This is a genomic window from Bradyrhizobium sp. U87765 SZCCT0048 (assembly GCF_018131225.1).
Classification (GTDB): Bacteria; Pseudomonadota; Alphaproteobacteria; order Rhizobiales; family Xanthobacteraceae; genus Bradyrhizobium_A.
This window is the reverse complement of sequence record NZ_JAFCMM010000005.1, coordinates 620,289-642,806: the sequence shown is the minus strand read 5'-3', so window position 1 is coordinate 642,806 and position 22,518 is coordinate 620,289. Positions and strand designations below refer to the sequence as shown.

At 67.4% G+C, this 22,518-nt stretch carries 21 protein-coding genes; 14 read left to right on the top strand and 7 right to left on the bottom strand.

The features are described from left to right. Nucleotides 1–2: 2 nt before the first annotated feature. Nucleotides 3–2,042: a hypothetical protein gene (locus tag JQ639_RS29635; RefSeq protein WP_211963108.1), complete on the bottom strand. Its 2,040-nt coding sequence runs from the start codon at nucleotides 2,040–2,042 to the stop codon at nucleotides 3–5. Next, on the bottom strand, nucleotides 2,042–3,457 hold the full coding sequence (locus tag JQ639_RS29630) for a cytochrome P450 (RefSeq protein WP_211963106.1): 1,416 nt from the start codon (nucleotides 3,455–3,457) through the stop codon (nucleotides 2,042–2,044). Before JQ639_RS29630 ends, JQ639_RS29635 begins: the two co-directional genes overlap by 1 nt. A 467-nt stretch (nucleotides 3,458–3,924) precedes the next feature. Between JQ639_RS29630 and JQ639_RS29625 the strand changes: the two genes are divergently transcribed. The 7 genes from JQ639_RS29625 (at nucleotide 3,925) to JQ639_RS29595 (ending at nucleotide 8,177) form a co-directional block, all read left to right on the top strand. After that, a complete protein-coding gene (locus tag JQ639_RS29625; RefSeq protein ID WP_211963104.1) occupies nucleotides 3,925–4,638 on the top strand; it encodes a Crp/Fnr family transcriptional regulator in 714 nt (237 codons plus the stop codon). Nucleotides 4,639–4,862: 224 nt separating this feature from the next. Then, nucleotides 4,863–5,099: a hypothetical protein gene (locus tag JQ639_RS29620; RefSeq protein ID WP_211963102.1), complete on the top strand. Its 237-nt coding sequence runs from the start codon at nucleotides 4,863–4,865 to the stop codon at nucleotides 5,097–5,099. 106 nt (nucleotides 5,100–5,205) lie between these two features. Further along, nucleotides 5,206–5,403, top strand: coding sequence for a hypothetical protein (locus tag JQ639_RS29615; protein WP_211963101.1), 198 nt, complete (start codon nucleotides 5,206–5,208; stop codon nucleotides 5,401–5,403). Nucleotides 5,404–5,472: 69 nt separating this feature from the next. Further along, nucleotides 5,473–5,640, top strand: a complete 168-nt coding sequence (locus JQ639_RS29610) for a hypothetical protein (protein ID WP_211963100.1) — start codon at nucleotides 5,473–5,475, stop codon at nucleotides 5,638–5,640. Nucleotides 5,641–6,011: 371 nt separating this feature from the next. After that, nucleotides 6,012–6,230: a hypothetical protein gene (locus JQ639_RS29605; RefSeq protein WP_211990947.1), complete on the top strand. Its 219-nt coding sequence runs from the start codon at nucleotides 6,012–6,014 to the stop codon at nucleotides 6,228–6,230. A gap of 46 nt (nucleotides 6,231–6,276) precedes the next feature. Next, complete coding sequence (locus JQ639_RS29600; protein ID WP_211963098.1) at nucleotides 6,277–7,191, top strand: class I SAM-dependent methyltransferase; 915 nt, start codon at nucleotides 6,277–6,279, stop codon at nucleotides 7,189–7,191. A 44-nt stretch (nucleotides 7,192–7,235) separates the two neighbouring features. After that, the gene (locus tag JQ639_RS29595; protein ID WP_211963097.1) at nucleotides 7,236–8,177 is read left to right on the top strand and encodes an Ldh family oxidoreductase; all 942 of its coding nucleotides are present in this window, start codon (nucleotides 7,236–7,238) and stop codon (nucleotides 8,175–8,177) included. Nucleotides 8,178–8,231: 54 nt separating this feature from the next. On the opposite strand, the gene JQ639_RS29590 is transcribed toward JQ639_RS29595, so the two are convergent. The 5 genes from JQ639_RS29590 to JQ639_RS29570 all read right to left on the bottom strand — a co-directional run bounded on the left by JQ639_RS29590 (nucleotide 8,232) and on the right by JQ639_RS29570 (nucleotide 14,867). Further along, nucleotides 8,232–8,951 (bottom strand): DJ-1/PfpI family protein, encoded by a 720-nt coding sequence (locus JQ639_RS29590; protein WP_349644655.1) that lies wholly within the window; start codon nucleotides 8,949–8,951, stop codon nucleotides 8,232–8,234. A gap of 187 nt (nucleotides 8,952–9,138) precedes the next feature. After that, nucleotides 9,139–11,490, bottom strand: a complete 2,352-nt coding sequence (locus tag JQ639_RS29585; RefSeq protein ID WP_211963094.1) for a TonB-dependent siderophore receptor — start codon at nucleotides 11,488–11,490, stop codon at nucleotides 9,139–9,141. A gap of 97 nt (nucleotides 11,491–11,587) precedes the next feature. Continuing rightward, nucleotides 11,588–11,929, bottom strand: coding sequence for a DUF2946 domain-containing protein (locus JQ639_RS35855; protein ID WP_211963092.1), 342 nt, complete (start codon nucleotides 11,927–11,929; stop codon nucleotides 11,588–11,590). 233 nt (nucleotides 11,930–12,162) lie between these two features. Further along, on the bottom strand, nucleotides 12,163–13,272 hold the full coding sequence (locus JQ639_RS29575; RefSeq protein ID WP_211963090.1) for an acyltransferase family protein: 1,110 nt from the start codon (nucleotides 13,270–13,272) through the stop codon (nucleotides 12,163–12,165). Nucleotides 13,273–13,547: 275 nt separating this feature from the next. After that, the gene (locus JQ639_RS29570; RefSeq protein ID WP_211963088.1) at nucleotides 13,548–14,867 is read right to left on the bottom strand and encodes an MFS transporter; all 1,320 of its coding nucleotides are present in this window, start codon (nucleotides 14,865–14,867) and stop codon (nucleotides 13,548–13,550) included. Nucleotides 14,868–15,125: 258 nt separating this feature from the next. Between JQ639_RS29570 and cyoA the strand changes: the two genes are divergently transcribed. The 7 genes from cyoA (at nucleotide 15,126) to JQ639_RS29535 (ending at nucleotide 22,431) form a co-directional block, all read left to right on the top strand. Further along, on the top strand, nucleotides 15,126–16,283 hold the full coding sequence (gene cyoA / locus JQ639_RS29565; protein ID WP_211963086.1) for a ubiquinol oxidase subunit II: 1,158 nt from the start codon (nucleotides 15,126–15,128) through the stop codon (nucleotides 16,281–16,283). Between the two features lie 13 nt (nucleotides 16,284–16,296). Beyond that, on the top strand, nucleotides 16,297–18,306 hold the full coding sequence (gene cyoB, locus JQ639_RS29560) for a cytochrome o ubiquinol oxidase subunit I (protein ID WP_211963084.1): 2,010 nt from the start codon (nucleotides 16,297–16,299) through the stop codon (nucleotides 18,304–18,306). Beyond that, entirely contained in the window at nucleotides 18,303–18,941 is a 639-nt protein-coding gene (gene cyoC, locus JQ639_RS29555; RefSeq protein ID WP_211963082.1) for a cytochrome o ubiquinol oxidase subunit III, read from the top strand. Before cyoB ends, cyoC begins: the two co-directional genes overlap by 4 nt. After that, a complete protein-coding gene (gene cyoD / locus JQ639_RS29550) occupies nucleotides 18,938–19,330 on the top strand; it encodes a cytochrome o ubiquinol oxidase subunit IV (RefSeq protein WP_211963080.1) in 393 nt (130 codons plus the stop codon). Before cyoC ends, cyoD begins: the two co-directional genes overlap by 4 nt. Before the next feature lie 151 nt (nucleotides 19,331–19,481). Next, nucleotides 19,482–20,327, top strand: a complete 846-nt coding sequence (locus JQ639_RS29545; RefSeq protein ID WP_371744991.1) for an SURF1 family protein — start codon at nucleotides 19,482–19,484, stop codon at nucleotides 20,325–20,327. A gap of 171 nt (nucleotides 20,328–20,498) precedes the next feature. Beyond that, nucleotides 20,499–21,869, top strand: coding sequence for an ATP-binding protein (locus JQ639_RS29540; RefSeq protein WP_211964974.1), 1,371 nt, complete (start codon nucleotides 20,499–20,501; stop codon nucleotides 21,867–21,869). Next, nucleotides 21,859–22,431, top strand: a complete 573-nt coding sequence (locus JQ639_RS29535; RefSeq protein WP_211963076.1) for a response regulator transcription factor — start codon at nucleotides 21,859–21,861, stop codon at nucleotides 22,429–22,431. The genes JQ639_RS29540 and JQ639_RS29535 overlap by 11 nt, the downstream gene beginning before the upstream one ends. Nucleotides 22,432–22,518: the final 87 nt, after the last annotated feature.

The following is a 22,518-nucleotide window of genomic DNA, read 5'->3' as shown; positions in this document are numbered from 1 at the left end:
CTCTACAGCCGCTGGAACACGCCGTCGATTTCGCTCGCCGTCAGGTCCTGCGACAGCGACTGGCGCAACGACGTGTTGGCGTTGACATTGACGACGCTCAGCGTCGGAAAGGCGCTGTACCACACCAGCGTCTCGACCTGGCTCTGGCGCACATAGGCCTTGAACGGCTGCTCCGCCTGCGCGCCGCGCCAGAAGAAGAACCGCGTCGGCGGAAAGCCGAAGCGCTGGCCGGCAGCGTGCACGAAGGTGTTGCACCAGATGGCGTTGAGCCCCTTCACCGCGGCGAGGTCGATGAACTCGTTGAGGTAACTCTCCCATGAGCCGCCGAAATTGTCGAGGAACAGCAGCCGCCGGCCGTTGTCGATCAGTACCCAGCGCGCCGACAGGATGGTCGGGATGCCGCCGAGCTCGCCGCGATTGAACCAGAACCGCGCCAGCAGGTTCACCGCATGCAGCGCCAGCCACACCAGCGATCGCCGCAGCACGCCGGGCTTCACATAGGTGAGGCTGGCGAGATGGTTCTGGTAGACATTGGTGCCGCCCTCCTCGCGCGTGTACTTGCGGGCATTGATCTGGGCGCGCGCGATCAGCCCGTCGGCGTGGGCGAACGTGCCGGTGTCGCGCACCTCGCTGACGCGAATCCAAAGGAACACGGCGACGCCGACCGCGTAGGCGGCGAGAATGCCGAGCACCGCATAGATCATCGCCACGAACCCGATGGCGAACAGCGCCCGCAGGTTGTCGGCGACAGCATGGCTGAGCGCCAGCGGCGTCTGCCGCGCGGCGACAAGCAGGCCGATGGCGCAGGTCAGCACCATCAGGTAGCGGATGGCATCGAGCGCGGCGCGGCGCAGCCGCTCGCGCCGCGCCTTGAACGGCGTCAGTGCCACCGCAAGCTTGAGCGAGTCGGCGAAGTGCTGCAGCACGAGCAGCACCAGCGCCATGCCGGCCAGCGCGACGAGCGCGGTCGCGGTGGCGGCGAGCGCCGAACGGGCGGGATCGACGGGACGCTGCTCCATGCCGGTGATGATCACCACCAGCACCGAGCCGGCCATGAACAGCAGCAGCGCCGAGCGCAGGATCACTGCGATCTGCAGTGGCACGCTGAGCGAGAAAGACTGGTCGCGCGGATCGCGCGTCAGGCTGCTCAGCACCAGCTCGGCGATGCGCACGACGGCCCAGATCACCGTGACGCCGGCGAGGTTCGGCAACGCCGGACGCAGCGCCTCGATGAACGGGCCGATCCACGGCAGCGCCGCGGCGATGGCGTCGACGACGTCGGCGCCCTGCCGGCCGGCGACGTCGATGGAGCGGGTGATGATCTCATAGAGCGCCCACGGCCGCAGCGACGGCACCAGCGCGGCGACGATGGCGCCGAGGCCGCAGGCGAGAGCGACCAGCGCCAGCCCCGCGGCGATGGCGACCGCGGTGCGCGACGTCACCTCCCATGGCAGCTTCGGCGCATCCGCCGCCCAGCGCCGCTGCGGATCGGCGCGCACGAACTCGGTGCGGATGACGTCGAGAAAGCCGGCGATGCGGCCCGGCAGTTGCTGTGCCGCACGGTAGCGGTCGCTGAGGAAGGTGACGACGCCGGAATGGATGGCGTTCTCGTCCTTGACCTGCGCCGCCGAGCGGCCGGGATAGCCGCAGAAATAAGTGTCGGCGCCGACGTCGTGGCGCACGAGATATTCCTGCACCAGGTCCGGCGTCGCCATGCCGGCGGCGGGATAACCGACGCAATGGCGGAAGGCCTCGTGAAAGCCCTGCGGCGCGGCGCGCAGCAGGGCGCGCAGGACATCGGCGCGCGGGCCGTCGAACGTCGCCTCGAACACCAGGCGCGGGCCGAAGCCGGCCTCGGCCTCGAGGATCACGAAGCTGCAGAAGTGCAGCGTGGCGACGGCGTCGAAGGCAAACAGCGGCTGGCACGCGAGGCGGCCATGGGCGAAGTCCGGCGCCGGCTCGGCGTTGGCGCGCAGGTAGTGCCGGCAGGTCTCGACATTCGCCGGATCGAGCGGCGCGATGATGGTGACGATGTTCGGCATCAGAGCGCTCCGTCGCCGCCGGCGCGCCACGTGACGGTCAGCCCGCGCGCGGCGGGGCCGCCATAGCGCACCTTGCCATCGGCGCCGGGCGCGCGCGCAAGGCCGGGCAGCCGCAGCACGGCGCGCGCGATCTCCAGCAAAGCGACGTCGGCGATATAGCGGCCAAAGCAACTGCGCGAGCCGACGCCGAACAGCACATAGGCGTCCTGCGGCCGGCCGGCGCGGAACTGCCATGGCATCGGCACCTTCGCCGGATCGAACATTGCCGCCAGCGGCGCGGCAATCACCCGCGTGCCGCCGGGCACGATGCGCGCGCGCGGCGTGCCTCCGGCGACAACGGTGTCGCGCGGGCAGTCGCGCACCAGCAGCGGCAGCATCGGGCGGAAGCGCAGCGCCTCGTAGACGATCTGGCGCAGCGCGGCGACGGCGGCGGCATCGTCCGGTGCGCGGTCGAGCCGGGCGGCGGCGTCCCGCGCAAGGCGCAGGCCCTCGGGATGCGCCAGCAACTGATCGATGGCATGGGCGGTGGCGCGCACGATGGTGGCGCCGCCGGTGGCGACGAGGCCGGTGAGATAGCGGCGGATCCAGTCGTCGCCGAACCACGCCGGCTGGTTGCCGGCGACCAGCAGCCGCACGAGGCGCGTCATCAGGTCGTCGGGCAGCCCGTCGTCGCGGCCGGCGGCGAGCGCCGCCTTGTGCGCGGCCTTGCGCTCGGCGATGGCGGCGAGGATCTCGTTGGCGAGGCCCGCCATGGCGTCGCGCGAGCGCTGCCACGGCTGCGAGCCCTGCGGCGGGTTGACCATGATGATCCCGGCGAGTTCGGCCATGGCATCGGCCATCCGGTGCGGGCTGCCGCCGAGCGGCGCGACGCCAAAATACTCCGCGGCGATGCGCACCACCACCGGCTCGGCGATCGCGGCGATGACGTCGATACGTCCGCCCCCCGCGTCCGCAAGGCTGTCGCGGCAGGTCTGCGTCACCAGCGCGGTGATGGCGTCGCGGTCCTCCGCCGGCTTGACCGCGCTCTGCAGCAGGCCGCGCTCGACCGCATGCTGCTCGCGCCAGTCGATGGTCATCATGAACTGGCCCCACGGCATGCCGGGCTCGATAACTTCCGCAAGGTGGAAATCGTCGAAGCGTCCCAGCACCTCGGTGACGTCATCGGCCCTGGTGACCCACAGCGTCGAGCCGAACAGCGCCAGCGGCCGCACCCGCCGCAGCAGCGCGAATACCAGCTTGAACGGCAGCATGTGGCAGAACGCCAGGCACAGCAGCCGGTAGACCAGCATCGCCAGGCGCGAGGGCGCCGCCGGCGCGCCGTCCGATGTCGCGGAGGAAGCCGCCGTCGCGCCCGCGTCGAACGCGGCGTCGGCCTCGATATTGGCCTCGATATTGGCCTTGGAGACGTTGCTCATCGCCCGATCCTCAAAACGTGACTGAAATCCACTGTCGTCAAATCAGATGTGATCAAATCAGATCGCGCTATCGTCGCTGTGATGCCGCGGCCCGCGCCGGCCGAAAAGGCCGCTGTCCTCGCACGATGGCCGCTGGCTGAAAACGCAACGCGCCGGCGCGGCGATCCATCGGCCGCCACGCACGGCGACCGCACGCTATCACCGCGCGTCCGCCGCGGCCAACTGTCCGCCGATGCATGGTGGCCGAATGTCGCGGCGATCGCGCGAGACGGTTGCCGGCATCTCAACGACGTTCCGACACCCTCTGGAAGTGCAATGAAAAACAACGATATGCCTCTGCCGGCGGCGGCCTTCTCGGCGCGCGCTTTCGCGGCTACTGTCGAAGGTCCGATGCCCGGTCTTTGGTCACGCCAGCGGCGCTTCGGTTCAACGCCGCAGCAACCGCAGCACGAGACGTCACCGAGGACATGCCGCAGGATACCACCCGCCTCGACGCCAAGGTCGCCTTCCTCGGCGATCACCCGATGTTCGCCGACATCGCCCGCGACGCGCTGATGCAGCTGTGCCACTACGCCAAGACGCGCCGGTATCGCAAAGGCGCCGTCGTGTTCTCCAAGGGCGATCCCGGCGACCGCCTGCTGGTGGTGATGAGCGGCACGGTCAAGATCGGCATCTCCGCCGCGAGCGGCCGCAGCACCATCTTCAATCTGGTCGGCGCGGGCGAACTGATCGGCGAGATCGCCTTCCTCGACGGCTCGCCGCGCACCGCGGACGCCGTCGCCAACACTGCCTGCGAGATCCTGAGCTTCGACAAGCGCGACTTCCAGCCGTTCATGGAGAGCCAGCCGGCGCTGCTGCTCAAGTTCATCGCGCTGCTGTGCCGTCGCCTGCGCTGGGTCAGCCAGCATGTCGAGCAGATCGGCCTGCCCGACCTGCAGAGCCGCCTCGCCCGCACCCTGGTGCGGCTCGGCGAGCGCGACGGCGCGAAGAGCCCGCCCGGCAAGGTCGCGGTGACCCAGCAGGAGCTCAGCGAGATGATCGGCATGTCGCGCGAGAGCATCAACCGCCAGCTCCGCGCCTGGGTGGCGCTCGGCTGGCTGCGGCTCGGCCATGGCCATATCGTCGTTCTCGACCCGGCGCCGCTGCGCACGCTCGCCGCCGAAGACACCGCGGTGGACTGATTCACCCCGCGCCACCCTCCCAACCAACTGAATTCTCAAGGTATTCCTCAAAATTCATGCCGCGCCGGCCGCTCGATCCCGGCCGTGATGGCGCGCCTCCCGCACCAGCCTGCTCCGTTGGAAATAACCTAATGCGACGAGTCTCTTAGCAAGTGTGAGCCAGCTCACATTCGGGACTCGGGATTTGCTCTAGGTCAGGAGGTGCAACGAACCTGGAGGCCTTCATGACCCGGCATCCCCTCTCCACCGAAGACGATCGCTCCGGCGACGCCTGGATTGTCGGGCTGCTGGCCGGCTGCAGCCTGCTCGCCGCCGCGCTCACGCTCGTGATCGCGACACGGCCGCACACAGCCCGGCTGGTCTCCGACATCGCGCAGGCGGAGGTCGCGTTCGTTCCGCCCGCCGGCACGGCCGTCGCGTCGACGCCCGCCGGCCCCGTGCGCCTCGCCGCGCATCCCTGAGAATGCCGCGCGGGCCGGCACAGGCCCGCGAACGAGATCCGTGAACAAGAAACGTCCAACGCCCCCTCCGCCGGCCAACGGCGAGACCAAACCCGGGAGCCACGTCATGACCGACGATCTGAACACCCCTCACCCGACCGACCAGGCGCTGTTCTGGCCGACGTTCCTGGTGTTCGCCGCCCTTCTGATCGGAACCTACGTGATCACTGCACCACCCGGCGGCAACGTCATCCAGGCGCTGATCGCAGGCCCCGGTCCATCGACCGTGGTGGGCGCCCTGAAATCGGCACTGCCGGGCGCGTGAAGCGACAGGTGAAGCGGGATCGAGGGGCGTTCGGCCGCGAGGCGCGGCCGGGTTTTCGGGAGTGATGTCGTGTTGAGCAACGAAATGAACAAGCAGGGCGGCGACGACAAGAGCCCTCTCACCGACCGGGCGATCTTCTGGCCCGCCTTCATCATCTTCGTGATGCTGCTGATCGCGATCTACATCATCACCTCGCCGCCCGGCTCGGAGGTGATCCGGTTCCTGTTCAGCACCTGAACTCAAGAGCCCGCCGGTGTGTCGCGCGACCTCAGCGCATGCACCGGCCGGCCCGGCAATGACCACGCGAAGATGGCCCTTCGCCGGTCAGGTCCGGCATCCGGGATGGCCTCCACCCCGGATGCCGGGCGAACGACGCCGGAGCCCGATGCAGCCCACCACTGCATCGGGCTCTCTTTTTTTGAGGTGGCATGGTCCTGCAGTGGCACGATCGGGCGCATCGCTTCCGCCGCACCGCACGCGGATCCGGTGGCGCGGTGGAGGAACATGCGCGCACGCGCAGACAACGATTGACTGCGATCGGCAATGGGCTTTGAATATTGCAAAGTCCGTTCAGATCCCGGGCCGACTCGATGTTCGCGCGCTTGAGGATGTTCCTGGTCAGATGGATCAGCCCTTCACCGGTGCGGACGATCTACGACGACTGCCCGTTCGATCCCGGCGAACTCGCACGCCTCATCCGCCGCGGCCATCACGCCGATTTCCTGCACATCGCCCGGGTGCTGTCCGCCCGCACCGTCGTTCCACCGTCCGCACCACCGCCGCCGCGCCGTGGCGGCGGCCGCTCCCGCCCGAAACTGCCGCAATGACGAGCCCACCCTTACGCGACGTCGCGGCGTTCGTCCGCGCGACGGAATGACCGCCGCTTCCCCGCCCGAAGACATCTGGTCGGACTGGATCCTGCATCGCCGCGGCGGCGGCGATCCGGCATACGATGCCGCGGTGCGCGCCGACATGATGCGCTTTGCCGACCGCGCGCTCGACGGCGCTGCGCTCCGCCCGCACATGACGCTGGTCGGCGCCGGCGACGGGCTGGTCGCGTTCCGCGCGATCGAACGAATCGGGCCGACGCTGGAAGTCATCCTCACGGACATTTCACCCGCACTGCTGGCGCATGCCGAGGCCCTGGCGATCGCGCGGGGTATCCGCGGCCAGTGTCGTTTCGTCACCAGCTCGGCCAACGATCTCGCCGCGGTCGCCGACGCCAGCGTCGACGCCGTCATCACCCGCTCGGTGCTCGCCTATGTCGCGGACAAGCCGGCGGCGCTGCGCGCCTTCCACCGCATCCTCAAGCCCGGCGGCCGGCTGTCGCTGGCCGAACCGGCGTTCCAGGACGAGGCGTTCGAGGTCGTCGCCCTGCGCGATCGCCTCGAGGCCGCAAGCCGCGCCGGCGATACGCCGGACCGCATCCTGCAGCTGATGCATCGCTGGAAGTCGGCGCACTATCCCGACACGCTGGAGGCGATGGCCCGCCAACCGATCACCAGCTACGGCGAACGCGACCTGTTCCGCATGGTCGGCGCCGCCGGCTTCGCGCACACCCATCTCGAGCTGCATCTCGACGCCGGCCCGAGCAGCATCACCACCTGGGACACCTTCCTCGATGTCGCGCCGCATCCGCTGGCGCCGTCGCCACGGCAAGTGTTCGCCGAGCGCTTCACCGCCGAGGAACGCACGCTGCTCGAACGCGCGCTGCGGCCGCTGGTGGAGACGCCCGGCCTGACGACGACCAGCCGCATGATCTATGTCACCGCCGACAAGCCAGCCTGAGCGTGCGCGCCGCGCTTGCGAGCCCAGTCCTGCAGGAGTGAAGCATGCCCCGTCCCGCCGTCGCACCGGATGCCCTGCGCGCCTTCGCCACGCGCGCCTATCGCGCCGCCGGCCTGTCGGATGACGACGCCTGGCTCAGCGCCGACACGCTGGTGCAGGCCGACCTGTGGGGACATCAGTCGCACGGCCATGACGCCATGGGCCAGATCCTCGCCGCGCATGCCGCCGAAGAGGCGGTGATACGGGCGCGCCGCCACGGCCTCGCCGCGGTGGCGCTGCGCAATTCCAATCACTTCGGCACGGCGATGTACTTCACGCTGATGGCGGCGCGGCAGGACTGCATCGGCTTCCTCGCCACCAACGCCAGCCCGGCAATGGCGCCGTGGGGCGGCAGGCGCAAGGCGGTCGGCAACAATCCCTGGTCGTGGGCCTGTCCCGGCGGATCGCATGCGCCCATGGTGCTCGACATCGCCAACACCGGTGTCGCGCGCGGCAAGATCTATCTCGCCCGCCAGCGCGGCGAGACGATCCCGCCGGGCTGGGCGCTCGATGCCGACGGCGTGCCGACCACCGATCCCGAAGCGGCGATCAACGGCATCGTGCAGCCGATGGCCGAGCACAAGGGCTATGCCATCGCGGTGATGATGGACATGCTGGCCGGCGTGCTCAGCGGCAGCGGCATCGGCACCGAGGTGCACGGGCCTTATCAGGCCAAGCAGCGCAGCCGCGCTGGCCACCTGATGATCGTGCTGAACATCGCCGCGTTCCAGCCGGTCGAGGACTTCAAGGCGCGCATCGATCAGCAGATCGACGCGCTCAAGGCCGTGCCGCTGGCGCCCGGCGCGAGCGAAATTCTCTATCCCGGCGAGCGCGAGGCGCAGAACGACACGCGCCATCGCCGCGATGGCCTCGTGCTGCCGGATGACACCTGGGCGGATCTCAAGCGCATCGCCGACAAATACGGCATCGCGGGCGACCTGCCGTGAGCCGGGCGGCTTGTCACCGCCAGCCCGGCGCATGGCGCTTCGGGGCAAAGCGTGTCAGCCATCGCGATATTTCGGATAGACGTTCCGTCCGATCTTTTCGGCATCCTTGTTGAAGTCGACGAACATGTCCCGCATCATTGTCGTGACTTCATGCGGAGCCGTCTCCGGTGTTCCAGCGGCATAGGGCGGCTTCGGCGCGTACTCGGCCATGAGCTGGACGCACTCCGCATATTGCCGGTCGCGCAATTCGCCGACCAGCGACAGGCCGAAATCGATTCCGGCCGTAACGCCGCCGGCGGTGATCCTGTTGCGGTCGCGGACGATCCGGCCCTGGGTCGCGGTCGCCCCGAACAGCGGCAGCAGCGACACCGTCGCCCAGTGCGACGTCGCCTTGTAGCCGGTGAGCAGCCCCGCGGCCCCGAGCAGCAGCGAGCCGGTGCAGACCGACGTGACGAACTTCGCGCGCGAGCCTCGGTCCTTCAGGAAGCGAAGGGTGCTGTCGTCCTGCATCGCCGCGAGCGTGCCTGACGCGCCACCGGGAACGCAGATGATATCGAGGTCCCGCGGACATTCGTCGAAGGTCGCGCTCGGTTGAAACTGCAGACCGGTATCGCTCTTCACGATATCCCGGGTCTTTCCAACGATGTGGGTCGTCGCCCCGAACAGGCCCGTCAGCATCGCATGCGGGCCGACCATGTCGAGGGCCGTGAACTCCGAATAGATCAGGAATGCGATCTGCTCCTTCCCGATCCAGTTCGGTGGTATCTGCGACATCCCCTGGCCGGCTGGCTGCTCCGGCGCAACCTCGGCTGCAGGAACGGCCCGCAAGCCCGCCGCAGCGAGGCCCACGGCCGAAGCGCAAAGCAGATCTCGTTTCGATATCATTCGTTCACTCCAGTGGCTTCGATGTGATGCACCGTCCGCGCGTGCTGCTGCTGCGGCGGCGTGCGGTCTCGGGAGGTCAGTATCGATAGGCGAGCGTGCCGTAGAAGGCGCGGCCGTCGCCGGGCGCCACCTGCCCGCCGAGCCAGGCGTAAGGTACGAAGTATTTCTCGCCGGTGAGATTCTTGATGTTCAAGGAAGCCCGGAAGTGTTCGGTCTCGTAGCCAACCCGGGCATCGATGGTAAAATACCCCGGCGTCCGATACTGGTTGTAGGTGTCGACATACTGCGAGGACGCCGCATAGATGCCGGCGCCGACGCTCCAGCCTCTCAGCGCCGCGGAATCGAACGCATAGTTCACCCACACGCGGCCGGAATTTTTCGGCACGCCGGCAGGATGATTGCCGGCGGGTATTCCACCGTTGAGCGAATCCGTGAACACGACGTTGGTGTAGCCGTAGCTCGCCAGCACCTTCCAGTTCCGGTCGGGTTGCCAGATCAGGTCGGTCTCGAAGCCCTTCGATTCCTGCGCCGACTCGGCGCCGATACCGACACCAACGGTCACCGGGATATTCTGGCGCTGGATATCGAAGACCGCGATCGTGCCGGTCAAATGGTCACCGACCTTGATCTTGAAGCCGCCTTCGAACTGCTTCGACGTTTCCGGCTCGATGTTGGTATTCAACGCCTGGGTGAATGGTGTCGCCATCATTCCCTCGCTGTAGTTGCCGTACACCGACAGGCCGGGAATGAGATCGACGACAGCCCCGAGGCGCGGCAGGGCTTTGGTCTTGTCGCTGCCGAATGGCGTCGGCGAATAACCTCCCATGCCGAACGGGTAGTTTTCGACGTAGTCGATATGGATGCTCGCCACCCGCACCCCGGCGAGCAGATGAATGCGGTCGTAGATCGTGGATTGCAGCTGCGTATACGCGCCCTTCGTGACATAGACGCTGTTGAAGTCGAAATAAGGAAAAAACGTCGCCGATGCAGGATCGGGATCGGCATACCGGGTCGGAAAAACCGGATTGTTCAGGAGATCGACCGGAGGAACGCCGAGGTCCGCGTACATGTACCCGCGATCGGTCACGCGACTGTAGTCGACGCCGGTAAGCCAGACGTTCCTGGTCGGCCCCAGAGCAAATCTGGCCTGCAGGTTCGGGTTGATCGTGAACTCCTCCTGGCGCTGCAGGAGATCGATATTGGCCATGCTCCATGTCGTCGGCCCGACATCGGGCGCGGCTGACATGGTGCTCTGCGACTTCTGATCCGCCTTCGACGTCGACCAGCGCGTCTTGACGTTGAACGACCAGTACTGATCGAGCTGGCGATCGAAGGTCACCGTCACGCCCTGAACTTCGGTAACACTTTTGGGAAGACCCGGCGAACCGATGAACAGATCGGGCTTGAGGCGGAAATCCCCCGCGACCGTGCCGACCGCCGGCAAGCCTTCGTACCCCTGCTGCTCGATACGCGACAGCCGCCCCTGGATCGTCAGCGTCGTATCGCTCTTGTCGGTGAACGTCAGCGTCGGATTGAACGAATAGCGGTTCTGATGCACCACATCGACAAAGCCATCGGAGGCGGTGTACTCGCCGGTGACGCGAAACAGGATGGTCTTGTCCGGCGTGATCGGCTGATTGACGTCGAAATAGGGCCGCCAGTAGCTGTTGCTGCCGAAGGTCACGCCCGTTTCCACGCTCGCCTTGTCGGTCGGCAGCTTGGAGATGATGTTGACGGCGCCGCTCGTCGGAGCCCCCGTCCCACCGCCATACAGGATGGCATTCGGCCCCTTGAGAATCTCGATCCGCTCCACGTTCGCCAACGAATCGCGATCGCCGCTGTCGTAGTTGACGTTGAGGCCGTCGAGCCATTGCTGCGCCGGGAATCCACGAATCGTCAGCGCACTCATACCTGTCGTGCCGATACCGAGGTAGTTGGGCCCCTGGGCGTTCGACGCATTCTGGATCGCCTCGGTTACCGAGAGGCTGTTCTGGTCGGTGATCACGCTTTTCGGAATGACCTGGATCGACTGCGGAATCTGTTCGATCGGCGTCGCCGTCTTGGTCGACGAGAAGGCCGACAGCGCCCGATAGCCGTCGACGGGGCCGGCGGTCGTCAGGGTGGCGCCGGGCGGCAGCTTGAGATCGGGCAGATCGAGCGCCGGGTTGTACGTTCCGAGCGCGCTCGAAGGCTTCTGAACCGTCGGAGGACGCGCGGCGGGAGGCGGCGTGGCAGTTGTGCGCCTGACGGGCTTTGCGCCGGATCTCTTGCCTGCGACGGCAACCGTCGCCGGGCGGACCCGGTTCGGGGCCTGCACGGTCACGCCCGGCAGTTGTGTCGATTGGGCGCCCGCGGGATCGGCGACGACGAGAAAGGGAAGCTGGAGCGCAACAGCGCTCACGCTCCCCAGGACAGGAAAGCGAAACATCGAAAACACTCCAACCCGGGCGCAGCGCCCGCCGAGAGTCGACAAACATCATCGATGACCGCCGGATGGCCGCATCGATCTGGCGATTTCGGAAAAGTCAGGTGTTCGAAGGAGGAGCGCGGGCCTGGGCGTGTCGCCCCTCGCGGGAATCCCGCGGTTCCGGCGCTACGTTGCGCCAGACCACCGGCGAAGAGGATCGATAAGGGACGCCAATCTCGGTCTTTGGCGCGTCTGGCGATGCAACCGCATGTGCCAGGCAACACAGAGCGCAAGCGCCATCGTGAGCATGGGGCCCAACCGGAGCGGACTGACCGTTGGTCTCCCCACCCTCGGTATGGCAGATCGCGGCATTGCCGAAGGCAGCCAGCGGATCCGATAGACGCGCGGCCGTTGCCCATGATGCACCGATGGGCGCGATGATTTGCATCATCAGCGCCATCAGGAAAGCCGGGAGATAGATTTGCAGCCGTCGCCGCACCAGTCGCCGCCCCATTACGGCGCCCAATTAATCATGGGGCCCGCAGGGTGTCGACCATGCCCGCCTCGCCGACGGCGACGCGACGTCGCGCCGGAAGACAATCCACGCCGACTGTATCCCAAATATCACGTCCGTGGTTCGCGAGAACGCCGGCTTTACCGGCGGGCAGACGACATCGCCCCAGTTGCGTTCCGTCAGCGTTGCGATGCTGTCCGCGACTCAACCGCGTGCTGCGGGCGGCCGCGCCTCGCCGACAGCAGTGAGATCAGCGGCATCTCGACGACACGGCTGAACAGCAGGCCCGAGCCGACCAGCGCGGCCAGCATCACGACGAGGGTCGCCGCCTGCGGCAGCCATGCCGCAAGGCCGGTGGCGAACAGCGCCTTGGCGTAGACCGACAGCAGCGGCAGGTGCACGAGGTAGATCGAGTAGGACGCATCGCCGATGGCGTCGAGTACGCGCGGCGCGCGCAGGCCATGGGCGCGCTCGTAGCCGCAGGCGCCGAAGATCGCGAGCGCGCTGCCGAGGCCAAAGGCGATGATGGCGATATCGGTGCGCCACGGCTGCGACGCCAGCACCTGATGCACGCCGGTGCCGAGGAAGACAGCCGCGCCGGCGAGCGCGACGAGGCCCGGCGCCGGACAACGCCAGGTGCGGTGGAGATGCGCTGCCGCGATGCCGAACACGAACAGCAGGTTGTTGGCCGACACCAGCACGCGCCATGGCGAATCGCCGCCGCCGGACAGCACATGGCCGAGGCTTGCGAGCTGCCAGATCGCAAGCAGCGCGACGCCGATGCGGACATTGGCGATGCACACGCCGAACACGATGTAGAACAGCACCTCGTGCTCCAGCGTCCAGGCGACGCTGAGCACCGGCTCATGCTGCACCGGCAGCAGCAGCACGGACGCCAGGATGCGGCCGAGGTCGCGTTCGTCGGCGCTGCCGAGGGCCGGCGCTGCGAACAGAGCCGCGAGCATCAGGACGAGCACCACCCAGTAGGTCGGATAGACGCGGACGAAGCGTTTGGCGGCGAAGCGGCGCAGGCGCGCCGGCATGCCGACATCGCCGCCATGGACATGGGCGATGATGAAGCCGCTCAGCACGAAGAAGAACTGCACGCCGGCATTGCCGAAGCCGAGCAGCGGCGACAACGCCTGGGGAAAATACTTATCGACGCCCCACATCGAGTTGTTGAGGTGGAACAGCACAACCCCGATGGCGGCGAGGCCGCGGCCGATCTGCAGGGTGCGCAGCGGCGTGGCGCGCGCGGCCGCCTGCGGCACAGCCGTGTCCGCCGGCATGCGGGCGCTGCCGTGCGGAAAAAATGCGGCCTGTCGCGGCGCGCGGAACTCGCGCGGCGCGTGGGTTGCGTGTCGCATCGGACTTGCTTGGTGTGATGGGCGCTGTGCCCAGTGTCTCACGACCCTATCGCGGGTGCCGCGGCGCTGCCAAGCAACATCCCCTTTCATCGTAAACGAGCGAATGAAATAATCTGAAATAAAACCAGGAGGTTAGCGGGGGTCACAGTTCACCTCCGCGGTGCGTGGCCGGCACACGCGAAGGTGAACGAAGCGCCTCAGGGATCGACGCTTTCGATCCGCCTGTTCACCATCAGCGCCACCAGCGTGCAGATCGCGCCCGACAGCAGATACGCGCCCGACGACAGCAAGCCAAAGTGGCTCGACAGGGCCAGCGCCACCAACGGCGCGAAACCGGCGCCGAACAGCCAGGCGAGATCCGACGTCAGCGCCGACGCGGTGTAGCGGCGCGGCAGCGCGAAGCTCGAGGCGACCGCGCCCGACGACTGGCCGAACGACAGCCCCAGCAATACGAAGCCCAGCACCATGAAGATGACTTCGCCGACGTCGCCGCCATCGAGCAGTTGCGGCGCGAAGCCGCTGAACGCAGCGATCGCCGCCGCCGAGATCGCCAGCAGCGTGCGGCGGCCATAGCGGTCGGCAAGCATGCCCGAGGCGATGATGGCGAGCACGCCGGCGACGGCGGCGGCCGCCTCGATCACCAGGAAGCGCGCCGGCGGCTGGCGGGTGAACAGGAACACCCAGGACAGCGGAAACACCGTGACCATGTGGAACAGCGCGAAGCTCGCCAGCGGCGCGAACGCGCCGATGACGATGTTGCGGCCTTCATGGCGCAGCGTCTCGCGCACCGGCGCGGGCTGCAGGTCGCGCGTCTCGAACAGGCGCTCGAACTCCGGCGTCACCACGATGCGCAGGCGCGCGAACAGCGCCACGACATTGATGGCGAAGGCGACGAAGAACGGATAGCGCCAGCCCCAGTCGAAGAAGTCCTCCGACGAGAGATTGGCGACGAAGAATGCGAACAGCGCGCTCGCCACCATCAGGCCGAGCGGCGCGCCGAGCTGCGGCACCATCGCGTACCAGCCGCGGCGCTGCTGCGGCGCGTTAAGCGCGAGCAGCGAAGCGAGGCCATCCCAGGCGCCGCCGAGCGCGAGGCCCTGGCCGATGCGGAAGGCGCACAGCAGGATCGCCGACCACACGCCGACCTGATCGTAGCCGGGCAGGAAGGCGATCGCCACCGTCGAGGTTCCCAGCAGGAACAGCGCGATGGTCAGCTTGACGCCGCGGCCATGGGCCCGGTCGACCGCCATGAAGATCATCGAGCCGAACGGGCGCGCCACGAACGCCAGCGCGAAGATCGCGAACGACCACAGCGTGCCGGTCAGCGCATCGAGATGCGGGAACACGAGCCGCGGGAACACCAGCACCGAAGCAATGGCATAGACGAAGAAATCGAAGAACTCCGAGGTGCGTCCGATGATGACACCGATGGCGATCTCGCCGGGATTCACGCCGTGGCGGGGCGTATGTCCCGCGCCCGCCGGCGATGACGGCAACGCCGTGGTGTCCGTGCTCATGGTCTCTCCTCGCAGTCTCACCCGGCAGTTTTGCCAGCAGTCTTGCCCAACGCGATTGGCAGCGCCGATCACGCGATCGGCACCGCCTATCGACACGCACCCTGTCGACACGCTCCGATGTCGCATCCGTCGCGCAGCCGACGCCTATCTGACCGAACCGCCACGCTCCGGGGATTGGGCAAATTGTCCAATGTCGGCTGTCCCGTCCGATCGGTAGCGGTGGAGCGCAAAGCCACCTCCATCGACAGGATTCCCGTCGTGAAACGTTTTCGCCTGCTCGCCCTGCTGCCGCTCGCAGCACTTCTGTCCGGATGCGACGCCGTCGTGCTCAATCCGTCCGGCGACATCGCCATGCAGCAGCGTGATCTCGTCATTATTTCGACGGTGCTGATGCTGCTGGTGATCATTCCGGTGATGAGCCTGATTGTATTGTTCGCCTGGCGCTACCGCGCGACGAACACCGCGGCGCGCTACGAGCCCGACTGGGATCACTCGACCCAACTGGAACTCGTGATCTGGTCGGCGCCGCTGCTGATCATCATCTGTCTCGGCGCGGTGACCTGGATGGGAACCCACCTGCTCGACCCGTTCCGCCCGCTCGGCCGTGTCGGCGCCAACCAGCCGATCGCGACGGAAGCGACGCCGCTCGAGGTCGAGGTCGTCGCGCTCGACTGGAAATGGCTGTTCATCTATCCCGAGCAGGGCATCGCCACGGTCAACGAACTCGCCGCGCCCGTCGACCGCCCGATCAGCTTCCGCATCACCGCCTCGTCGGTAATGAACTCGTTCTACATCCCCGCGCTCGCCGGCCAGATCTACGCCATGCCTGGCATGGAAACCAAGCTGCAGGCGGTGATCAACAAGCCCGGCAAGTACGTCGGCTTCTCGGCCAACTACAGCGGCGCCGGCTTCTCCGGCATGCGCTTTGCGTTCCACGGCCTGTCCAACAGCGACTTCGACAAATGGGTCGCGGCCGCCAGGGCCGATGCCGGCAAGCTCGACCGCCCGACCTATCTCGACCTCGAACGTGCCAGCGAGAACGTTCCCGTGCGCCATTACGGCACCGTGGAAGCCGGCCTGTTCAAGGCCATCCGCAACATGTGCGTCGAGCCCGGCAAGATGTGCATGAGCGAGATGATGGCGATCGATGCCCGCGGCGGCCTCGGCCTCGCCGGCCTCAACAACGTGCTCGCGCTGCAGTACGACAAGAACGCCCGCCGCGGCACCGCGCCGGACGGCGTGCGCACCTATGTCGCCAGCGTCTGCACGCCCGACGACACCGACGGCTCGGGCTTCACGCCGCTGCGCCCGCGCAGCGCCACGCCGATCCTCGGCCTCGGCCTGCCGCGCCCCGATGCCGCCCCGTTCCGTTTCGACAGCTCCGCGCGCACCTCGCGCGCCGCCTCCAACTCCTGACCGGACCGTCCCGATGTTCGCCAATCCTGATCTCGCCAAGCTGATCTTCGGTCGCCTGACCTGGGATTCGCTGCCGTTCCACGAGCCGATCCTCGTCGCCACCTTCGCGGTGGTGGCGATCGGCGGCCTCGCGGTGTTCGGCGCGCTGACTTATTTCCGGCTGTGGGGCTACCTGTGGCGCGAGTGGTTCACCACCGTCGACCACAAGCGCATCGGCATCATGTACATGATCCTCGGCATCGTCATGCTGCTGCGCGGCTTTGCCGACGCCATCATGATGCGGATCCAGCAGGCGATCGCGTTCAACGGCGCCGACGGCTACCTGCCGGCGCACCACTACGACCAGATCTTCACTGCCCACGGCGTGATCATGATCTTCTTCGTGGCGATGCCGCTGGTGACCGGCCTGATGAACTACGTCGTGCCGCTGCAGATCGGCGCCCGCGACGTCTCCTTCCCGTTCCTCAACAACTTCAGCTTCTGGATGACGACGTCGGGCGCCGTACTGGTAATGATGTCGCTGTTCATCGGCGAATTCGCCCGCACCGGCTGGCTCGCCTATCCGCCGCTGTCCAACATCGGCTACAGTCCGGACGTCGGCGTCGACTACTACATCTGGTCCCTGCAGATCGCCGGCGTCGGCACGACGCTGTCCGGCATCAACCTCATCGCCACCATCCTCAAGCTGCGCGCCCCCGGCATGAAGATGATGCAGATGCCGGTGTTCACCTGGACCGCGCTCTGCACCAACGTCCTGATCGTCGCCTCGTTCCCGGTGCTGACCGCGGTGCTGGCCCTGCTGTCGCTCGACCGCATGATCGGCACCAACTTCTTTACCAACGATTTCGGCGGCAATCCGATGATGTATGTCAACCTCATCTGGATCTGGGGCCACCCCGAAGTCTACATCCTGGTGCTGCCGGCGTTCGGCGTGTTCTCGGAAATCACCTCGACGTTCTCCGGCAAGCGGCTGTTCGGCTACACCTCGATGGTCTACGCCACGGTGGTCATCACCATCCTGTCGTACCTCGTGTGGCTGCACCACTTCTTCACCATGGGATCGGGCGCCAGCGTCAACTCGTTCTTCGGCATCACGACGATGATCATCTCGATCCCGACGGGCGCCAAGATCTTCAACTGGCTGTTCACGATGTACCGCGGCCGCATCCGCTTCGAGCTGCCGATGATGTGGACGATCGCGTTCATGCTGACCTTCGTGATCGGCGGCATGACCGGCGTGATGCTGGCGGTGCCGCCGGCCGACTTCGTGCTGCACAACAGCCTGTTCCTGATCGCCCACTTCCACAACGTCATCATCGGCGGCGTGGTGTTCGGCATGTTCGCCGGCATCAGCTACTGGTTCCCCAAGGCGTTCGGCTTCAAGCTGGCGCCGTTCTGGGGCAAGGTGTCGTTCTGGTGCTGGGTGGTCGGCTTCTGGGTCGCCTTCACCCCGCTCTACGTGCTCGGCCTGATGGGCGTGACGCGGCGCGTGCGGGTATTCGACGATCCGTCGTACCAGATCTGGTTCGTGATCGCCGCGTTCGGCGCCTTCCTGATCGCCATCGGCATCGCCGCCTTCCTGGTGCAGATCGCCGTCAGCATCCGCGACCGTGCCAAGCTGCGCGACGTCACCGGCGATCCCTGGAACGGCCGCACGCTGGAATGGGCGACGTCATCGCCGCCGCCGGACTACAACTTCGCGTTCACCCCGGTGGTGCATGATCTCGACGCGTGGTGGGACATGAAGGCGCACGGCTATCGCCGCCCGCTGGAAGGCTACCGTGCCATCCACATGCCGTCCAACACCGGCGCCGGCATCATCCTCGCCGGCATCGCCACCGCGATCGGCTTCGCGCTGATCTGGCACATCTGGTGGCTCGCGGCGGTCGGCTTCGTCACGCTGCTGGCGACGGCGATCGGCCACACCTTCAACTACCACCGTGACTTCCACATCGAGGCAGATGTGGTGACCCGCACCGAGACCGAACGCACCCGCCTGCTCACCGCCGAGGCCGCCCGATGACCGCCCACGTGTCCCTCGCCACCACCGCGCCGGACGGCACGCGCCTGTTCCACCTCGCGGAGGAGCCTCATCATCCGGAAGGCAGCAGCACCCTGCTCGGCTTCTGGATCTACCTGATGAGCGACTGCCTGATCTTCGCGATGCTGTTCGCGACCTACGGCGTGCTCGGCGGCAACTATGCCGCCGGCCCGGCGCCGAAGGACCTGTTCGAGCTGCCGCTGGTCGCCGTCAACACCTCGATGCTGCTGCTGTCGTCGATCACCTACGGCTTCGCCATGCTGGCGATGATGCAGAACCGCACCGGCCAGGTGCAGTTCTGGCTCGCCGTCACCGGGCTGTTCGGCGCGGCGTTCATCGGCATCGAACTCTATGAATTCTCGCACCTGATCCACGAAGGCGCGACGCCGCAGCGCAGCGCCTTCCTGTCGTCGTTCTTCACGCTGGTCGGCACCCACGGCCTGCACGTCACCTTCGGCATCATCTGGCTGGTGACGCTGATGGTGCAGGTGGCGCGGCGCGGCCTGATCGCCGCCAACCGCCGCCGCCTGATGTGCCTCAGCATGTTCTGGCACTTCCTCGACGTCGTCTGGATCGGCGTTTTCACCCTGGTCTACCTGATGGGAGTTCTGCGATGACCACCGACGCACACGCCAGCCATGGTGGCTCCCACGATGCCGCACACCATGGCGACGACGGCCACGATCACGGCTCGCTGCGCTCCTACCTGACCGGCTTCGGCCTGTCGGTGGTGCTCACCGCGATTCCGTTCTGGCTGGTGATGACCAACGCGCTCAACAACACCAACCTCACCGTGCTGGCGGTGATGGCGTTCGCGGTGGTGCAGATCGTCGTCCACATGGTGTACTTCCTGCACATGAACGCCCGCTCCGAGGGCGGCTGGACGATGATGGCGCTGATCTTCACCCTGATCGTCGTGGTGATCGCGCTGAGCGGCTCGCTGTGGGTGATGTACCACCTCAACGCCAACATGATGCCGATCCATGACATGCGGCAGATGCCGTGAGACGCCGGTGTCCGTTTCCGAATGACCGTGTCATTGGCCGCGCCCTCGTACGGTCATTCGGAGAGACGGGGACACCAGCAACAGGCCAAAGAAGAGCGTGGCTGATGTCTCGCAATTGCCCATGAGAGATTTGCCACGAAGGAGCCGGCAATTGCGAGACGCGACACGCGTTGCCCCTGCCAACGACAACGCCCACGCGTCGGCCACCGCCGGCGCGTTTGGCGTTGCGCCGGCGCGGGCGGCGCGCCGTCCCCTCACCCGCGCGATCGTCGGCCTGCTTGCGCTCGCCGGCATCGCGATGTTCATCGCGCTCGGCGTGTGGCAGGTCGAGCGCCGCGCCTGGAAACTCAACCTGATCGCCACCGTCGAGCGGCGCATCCACGCCGCGCCGATGGCCGCCCCCGGCCTCACCGCGTGGCCGGCGCTGACCCAGGACAACGCCGCTTACCGCCGCATCAAGGCGAGCGGCCACTATCTCAACGACCGCGAGACGCTGGTGCAGGCCGTGACCGATCTCGGCCCCGGCTTCTGGGTGATGACGCCGTTCGTCACCGACGCCGGTTTCACCGTGCTGGTCAACCGCGGCTTCGTGCCGACCGAGCGGCGCGCCGCGGCGAGCCGCCGCGGCGGCGACATCATCGGCGCCACCACGGTCAGCGGCCTGCTGCGCCTGACCGAGCCGAAGGGCGCGTTCCTGCGAACCAACGATCCGGCCGCCGACCGCTGGTACTCGCGCGATGTCGCGGCGATCGCCGCCGCACGCGGGCTCGGCGCCGTGCCGCCCTATTTCATCGATGCCGACGCCAGCGATGGCCCGGCCTCCGCCCCGCGCGGCGGACTGACCGTGATCTCCTTTCCCAACAACCATCTGGTCTATGCCCTGACCTGGTTCGCGCTCGCCGCCGGGCTCTCCGGCGCAACCGCCTTTGTGGCGCGCGATGAGTGGCGTAGGATGGCGCGACGGCGCCCCGACCGGCGGCGCGGGACCCCGACGTGATGCGAAAGCCTTGCGTTGCGGATGCCGCGGCGACCGACCGGACCGCCGCCGGCACGCCGAGCCGTCGCCGTCCATGAGCCATCAGCCATGAAGCCCGCCTCCAGCGGCGCCCTCGGCATCGACGGCAAGGTGGCGGGGCGGCGCGGCCCCAACCTGTGGTCGATTCTTGCGATGCTGACGAAGACCCCGGACATCGGCACTGCCCCCGCGTCTCCCGCCGCCCCGCCCGGCGGGGCGCGGGCGCCGCGCCGCGCGCTGCTGCTGCCCGACGACACCACCAACCGCAAGAACTTCCTGCTGCTGATCCAGCTGCGCTGGATCGCCGTGGTCGGCCAGATCGCCACCATCGCCGTGGTGCAGTTCGGCCTCGGCATCGAGCTGCCGCTGGGGCCGATGGGCGCGGTGCTCGCCGCGCTGATCGCACTCAACGTTGCCAGCCTCGCCTGGCTGCGCAACCGCACCGAGGTCAGCAACCGCGTGCTGCTGATGATGCTGCTGCTCGACGTCGCAGCGCTCACGGCGCAGCTCTATCTCTCCGGCGGCGCCACCAATCCGTTCATCTCGCTCTATTTGCTGCAGGTCACGCTCAGCGCCGTGCTGCTCGACACCCGCTCGACCTGGGCGATCGTCGCCGTCACCTGCTGGAGCTTCGTCGGCCTGACGCTGCAGCACCGCCCGCTGGAGCTGCCGCCGGGATCGATCGGTGACCTGTTCACGCTGCACATCGCCGGCATGGTGGTGTGCTTCGCGCTCGACGCCGCGCTCCTCGTCGTGTTCATGACCCGCATCGCACGCAACCTGCGCGAGCGCGACGAGCGCCTCGCGGCGCTGCGCCAGCACGCGGCGGAGGAAGACCACATCGTGCGCATGGGCCTGCTCGCCTCCGGCGCTGCGCATGAGCTCGGCACGCCGCTGGCGTCGCTGTCGGTGATCCTCAGCGACTGGCGGCGCATGCCCGCGCTCGCCGCCGATCCCGACCGCCTGCAGGAGATCGACGAGATGCAGGCCGAGCTCAAACGCTGCAAGACCATCGTCACCGGCATTCTGCTCGCCGCCGGCGAGGCGCGTGGCGAGGCGCCGCGGGTCACCACCATCAACACCCTGCTTGCCGAACTGGTCGGGGAATGGCGCGCCGCCCGCGCCGCCACCACGCTCGCCTACGAGAACGCGTTCGGCGCCGACATGCAGATCGTCACCGACACCGCGCTCAAGCAGGTGGTGTTCAACGTGCTCGACAACGCGCTGGAAGCCTCGCCCAACTGGCTGAATTTCTCGGCGTCGCGTGACGGCGACATGCTGGTGCTCAAGGTCCGCGACATGGGGCCGGGCTTTTCGCCGGAGATGCTGGACCAACTCGGCAAGCCCTATCACTCCAGCAAGGGCCGCCAGGGCGGCGGCCTCGGCCTGTTCCTGGTGTTCAACGTGGTGCGCAAGCTCGGCGGCACTGTGTCGGCGACAAACCGGCCGCAGGGCGGCGCCATTGTCACCCTCACCCTGCCGCTGGCGGCGCTGGCGATCGGAGCACGTCCCGATGAGCGATGATGTCGATGCCGACGGCGACTTCGAGGCCGGCGACGGCGAACGGCTGCTGGTGATCGTCGAGGACGACGCCGGATTCGCCCGCACGCTGAAGCGCTCGTTCGAGCGGCGCGGCTATCGCGTTCTGCACGCGGAAGGCTTCGAGGCGCTGGCCGAGATCCTCAGGGACGAGCAGCCGGGCTATGCCGTCGTCGACCTCAAGCTCGCCGGCGCGTCGGGCCTCGCCTGCGTCGAGGCGCTGCACGCGCACGATCCGGACATGCTGATCGTGGTGCTGACCGGCTACGCCAGCATCGCCACCGCGGTGGAAGCGATCAAGCTCGGCGCCTGCCACTACCTCGCCAAGCCGTCGAACACCGACGACATCGAGGAAGCCTTCACCAAGGCCCAGGGCAACGCCAAGGTCGCGCTCACCGAGCGGCCGACCTCGATCAAGACGCTGGAGTGGGAGCACATCCACCAGACGCTGGTGGAGACCGACTTCAACATCTCCGAGACCGCGCGTCGGCTCGGCATGCATCGCCGCACGCTGGCGCGCAAGCTGGAGAAGCGTCAGGTGAAGTAAGCCGCGCGAGGCGAGGCCGTCCGCATGTCGTCAGCCGCCGCCGGACCGCGCGATCCACCGATCCCGACAGCGCCGTGTCGGCGGTCA

Coding starts and splice junctions, on each gene's coding strand:
- JQ639_RS29635 (WP_211963108.1), bottom strand. CDS start 2,042: ATGCCGAACATCGTCACCATCATCGCGCCGCTCGATCCGGCGAATGTC.
- JQ639_RS29630 (WP_211963106.1), bottom strand. CDS start 3,457: ATGAGCAACGTCTCCAAGGCCAATATCGAGGCCAATATCGAGGCCGAC.
- JQ639_RS29625 (WP_211963104.1), top strand. CDS start 3,925: ATGCCGCAGGATACCACCCGCCTCGACGCCAAGGTCGCCTTCCTCGGC.
- JQ639_RS29620 (WP_211963102.1), top strand. CDS start 4,863: ATGACCCGGCATCCCCTCTCCACCGAAGACGATCGCTCCGGCGACGCC.
- JQ639_RS29615 (WP_211963101.1), top strand. CDS start 5,206: ATGACCGACGATCTGAACACCCCTCACCCGACCGACCAGGCGCTGTTC.
- JQ639_RS29605 (WP_211990947.1), top strand. CDS start 6,012: ATGTTCCTGGTCAGATGGATCAGCCCTTCACCGGTGCGGACGATCTAC.
- JQ639_RS29600 (WP_211963098.1), top strand. CDS start 6,277: ATGACCGCCGCTTCCCCGCCCGAAGACATCTGGTCGGACTGGATCCTG.
- JQ639_RS29595 (WP_211963097.1), top strand. CDS start 7,236: ATGCCCCGTCCCGCCGTCGCACCGGATGCCCTGCGCGCCTTCGCCACG.
- JQ639_RS29590 (WP_349644655.1), bottom strand. CDS start 8,951: ATGTCGCAGATACCACCGAACTGGATCGGGAAGGAGCAGATCGCATTC.
- JQ639_RS29585 (WP_211963094.1), bottom strand. CDS start 11,490: ATGTTTCGCTTTCCTGTCCTGGGGAGCGTGAGCGCTGTTGCGCTCCAG.
- JQ639_RS35855 (WP_211963092.1), bottom strand. CDS start 11,929: ATGGCGCTGATGATGCAAATCATCGCGCCCATCGGTGCATCATGGGCA.
- JQ639_RS29575 (WP_211963090.1), bottom strand. CDS start 13,272: ATGCCGGCGGACACGGCTGTGCCGCAGGCGGCCGCGCGCGCCACGCCG.
- JQ639_RS29570 (WP_211963088.1), bottom strand. CDS start 14,867: ATGAGCACGGACACCACGGCGTTGCCGTCATCGCCGGCGGGCGCGGGA.
- cyoB (WP_211963084.1), top strand. CDS start 16,297: ATGTTCGCCAATCCTGATCTCGCCAAGCTGATCTTCGGTCGCCTGACC.
- cyoC (WP_211963082.1), top strand. CDS start 18,303: ATGACCGCCCACGTGTCCCTCGCCACCACCGCGCCGGACGGCACGCGC.
- cyoD (WP_211963080.1), top strand. CDS start 18,938: ATGACCACCGACGCACACGCCAGCCATGGTGGCTCCCACGATGCCGCA.
- JQ639_RS29540 (WP_211964974.1), top strand. CDS start 20,499: ATGCTGACGAAGACCCCGGACATCGGCACTGCCCCCGCGTCTCCCGCC.
- JQ639_RS29535 (WP_211963076.1), top strand. CDS start 21,859: ATGAGCGATGATGTCGATGCCGACGGCGACTTCGAGGCCGGCGACGGC.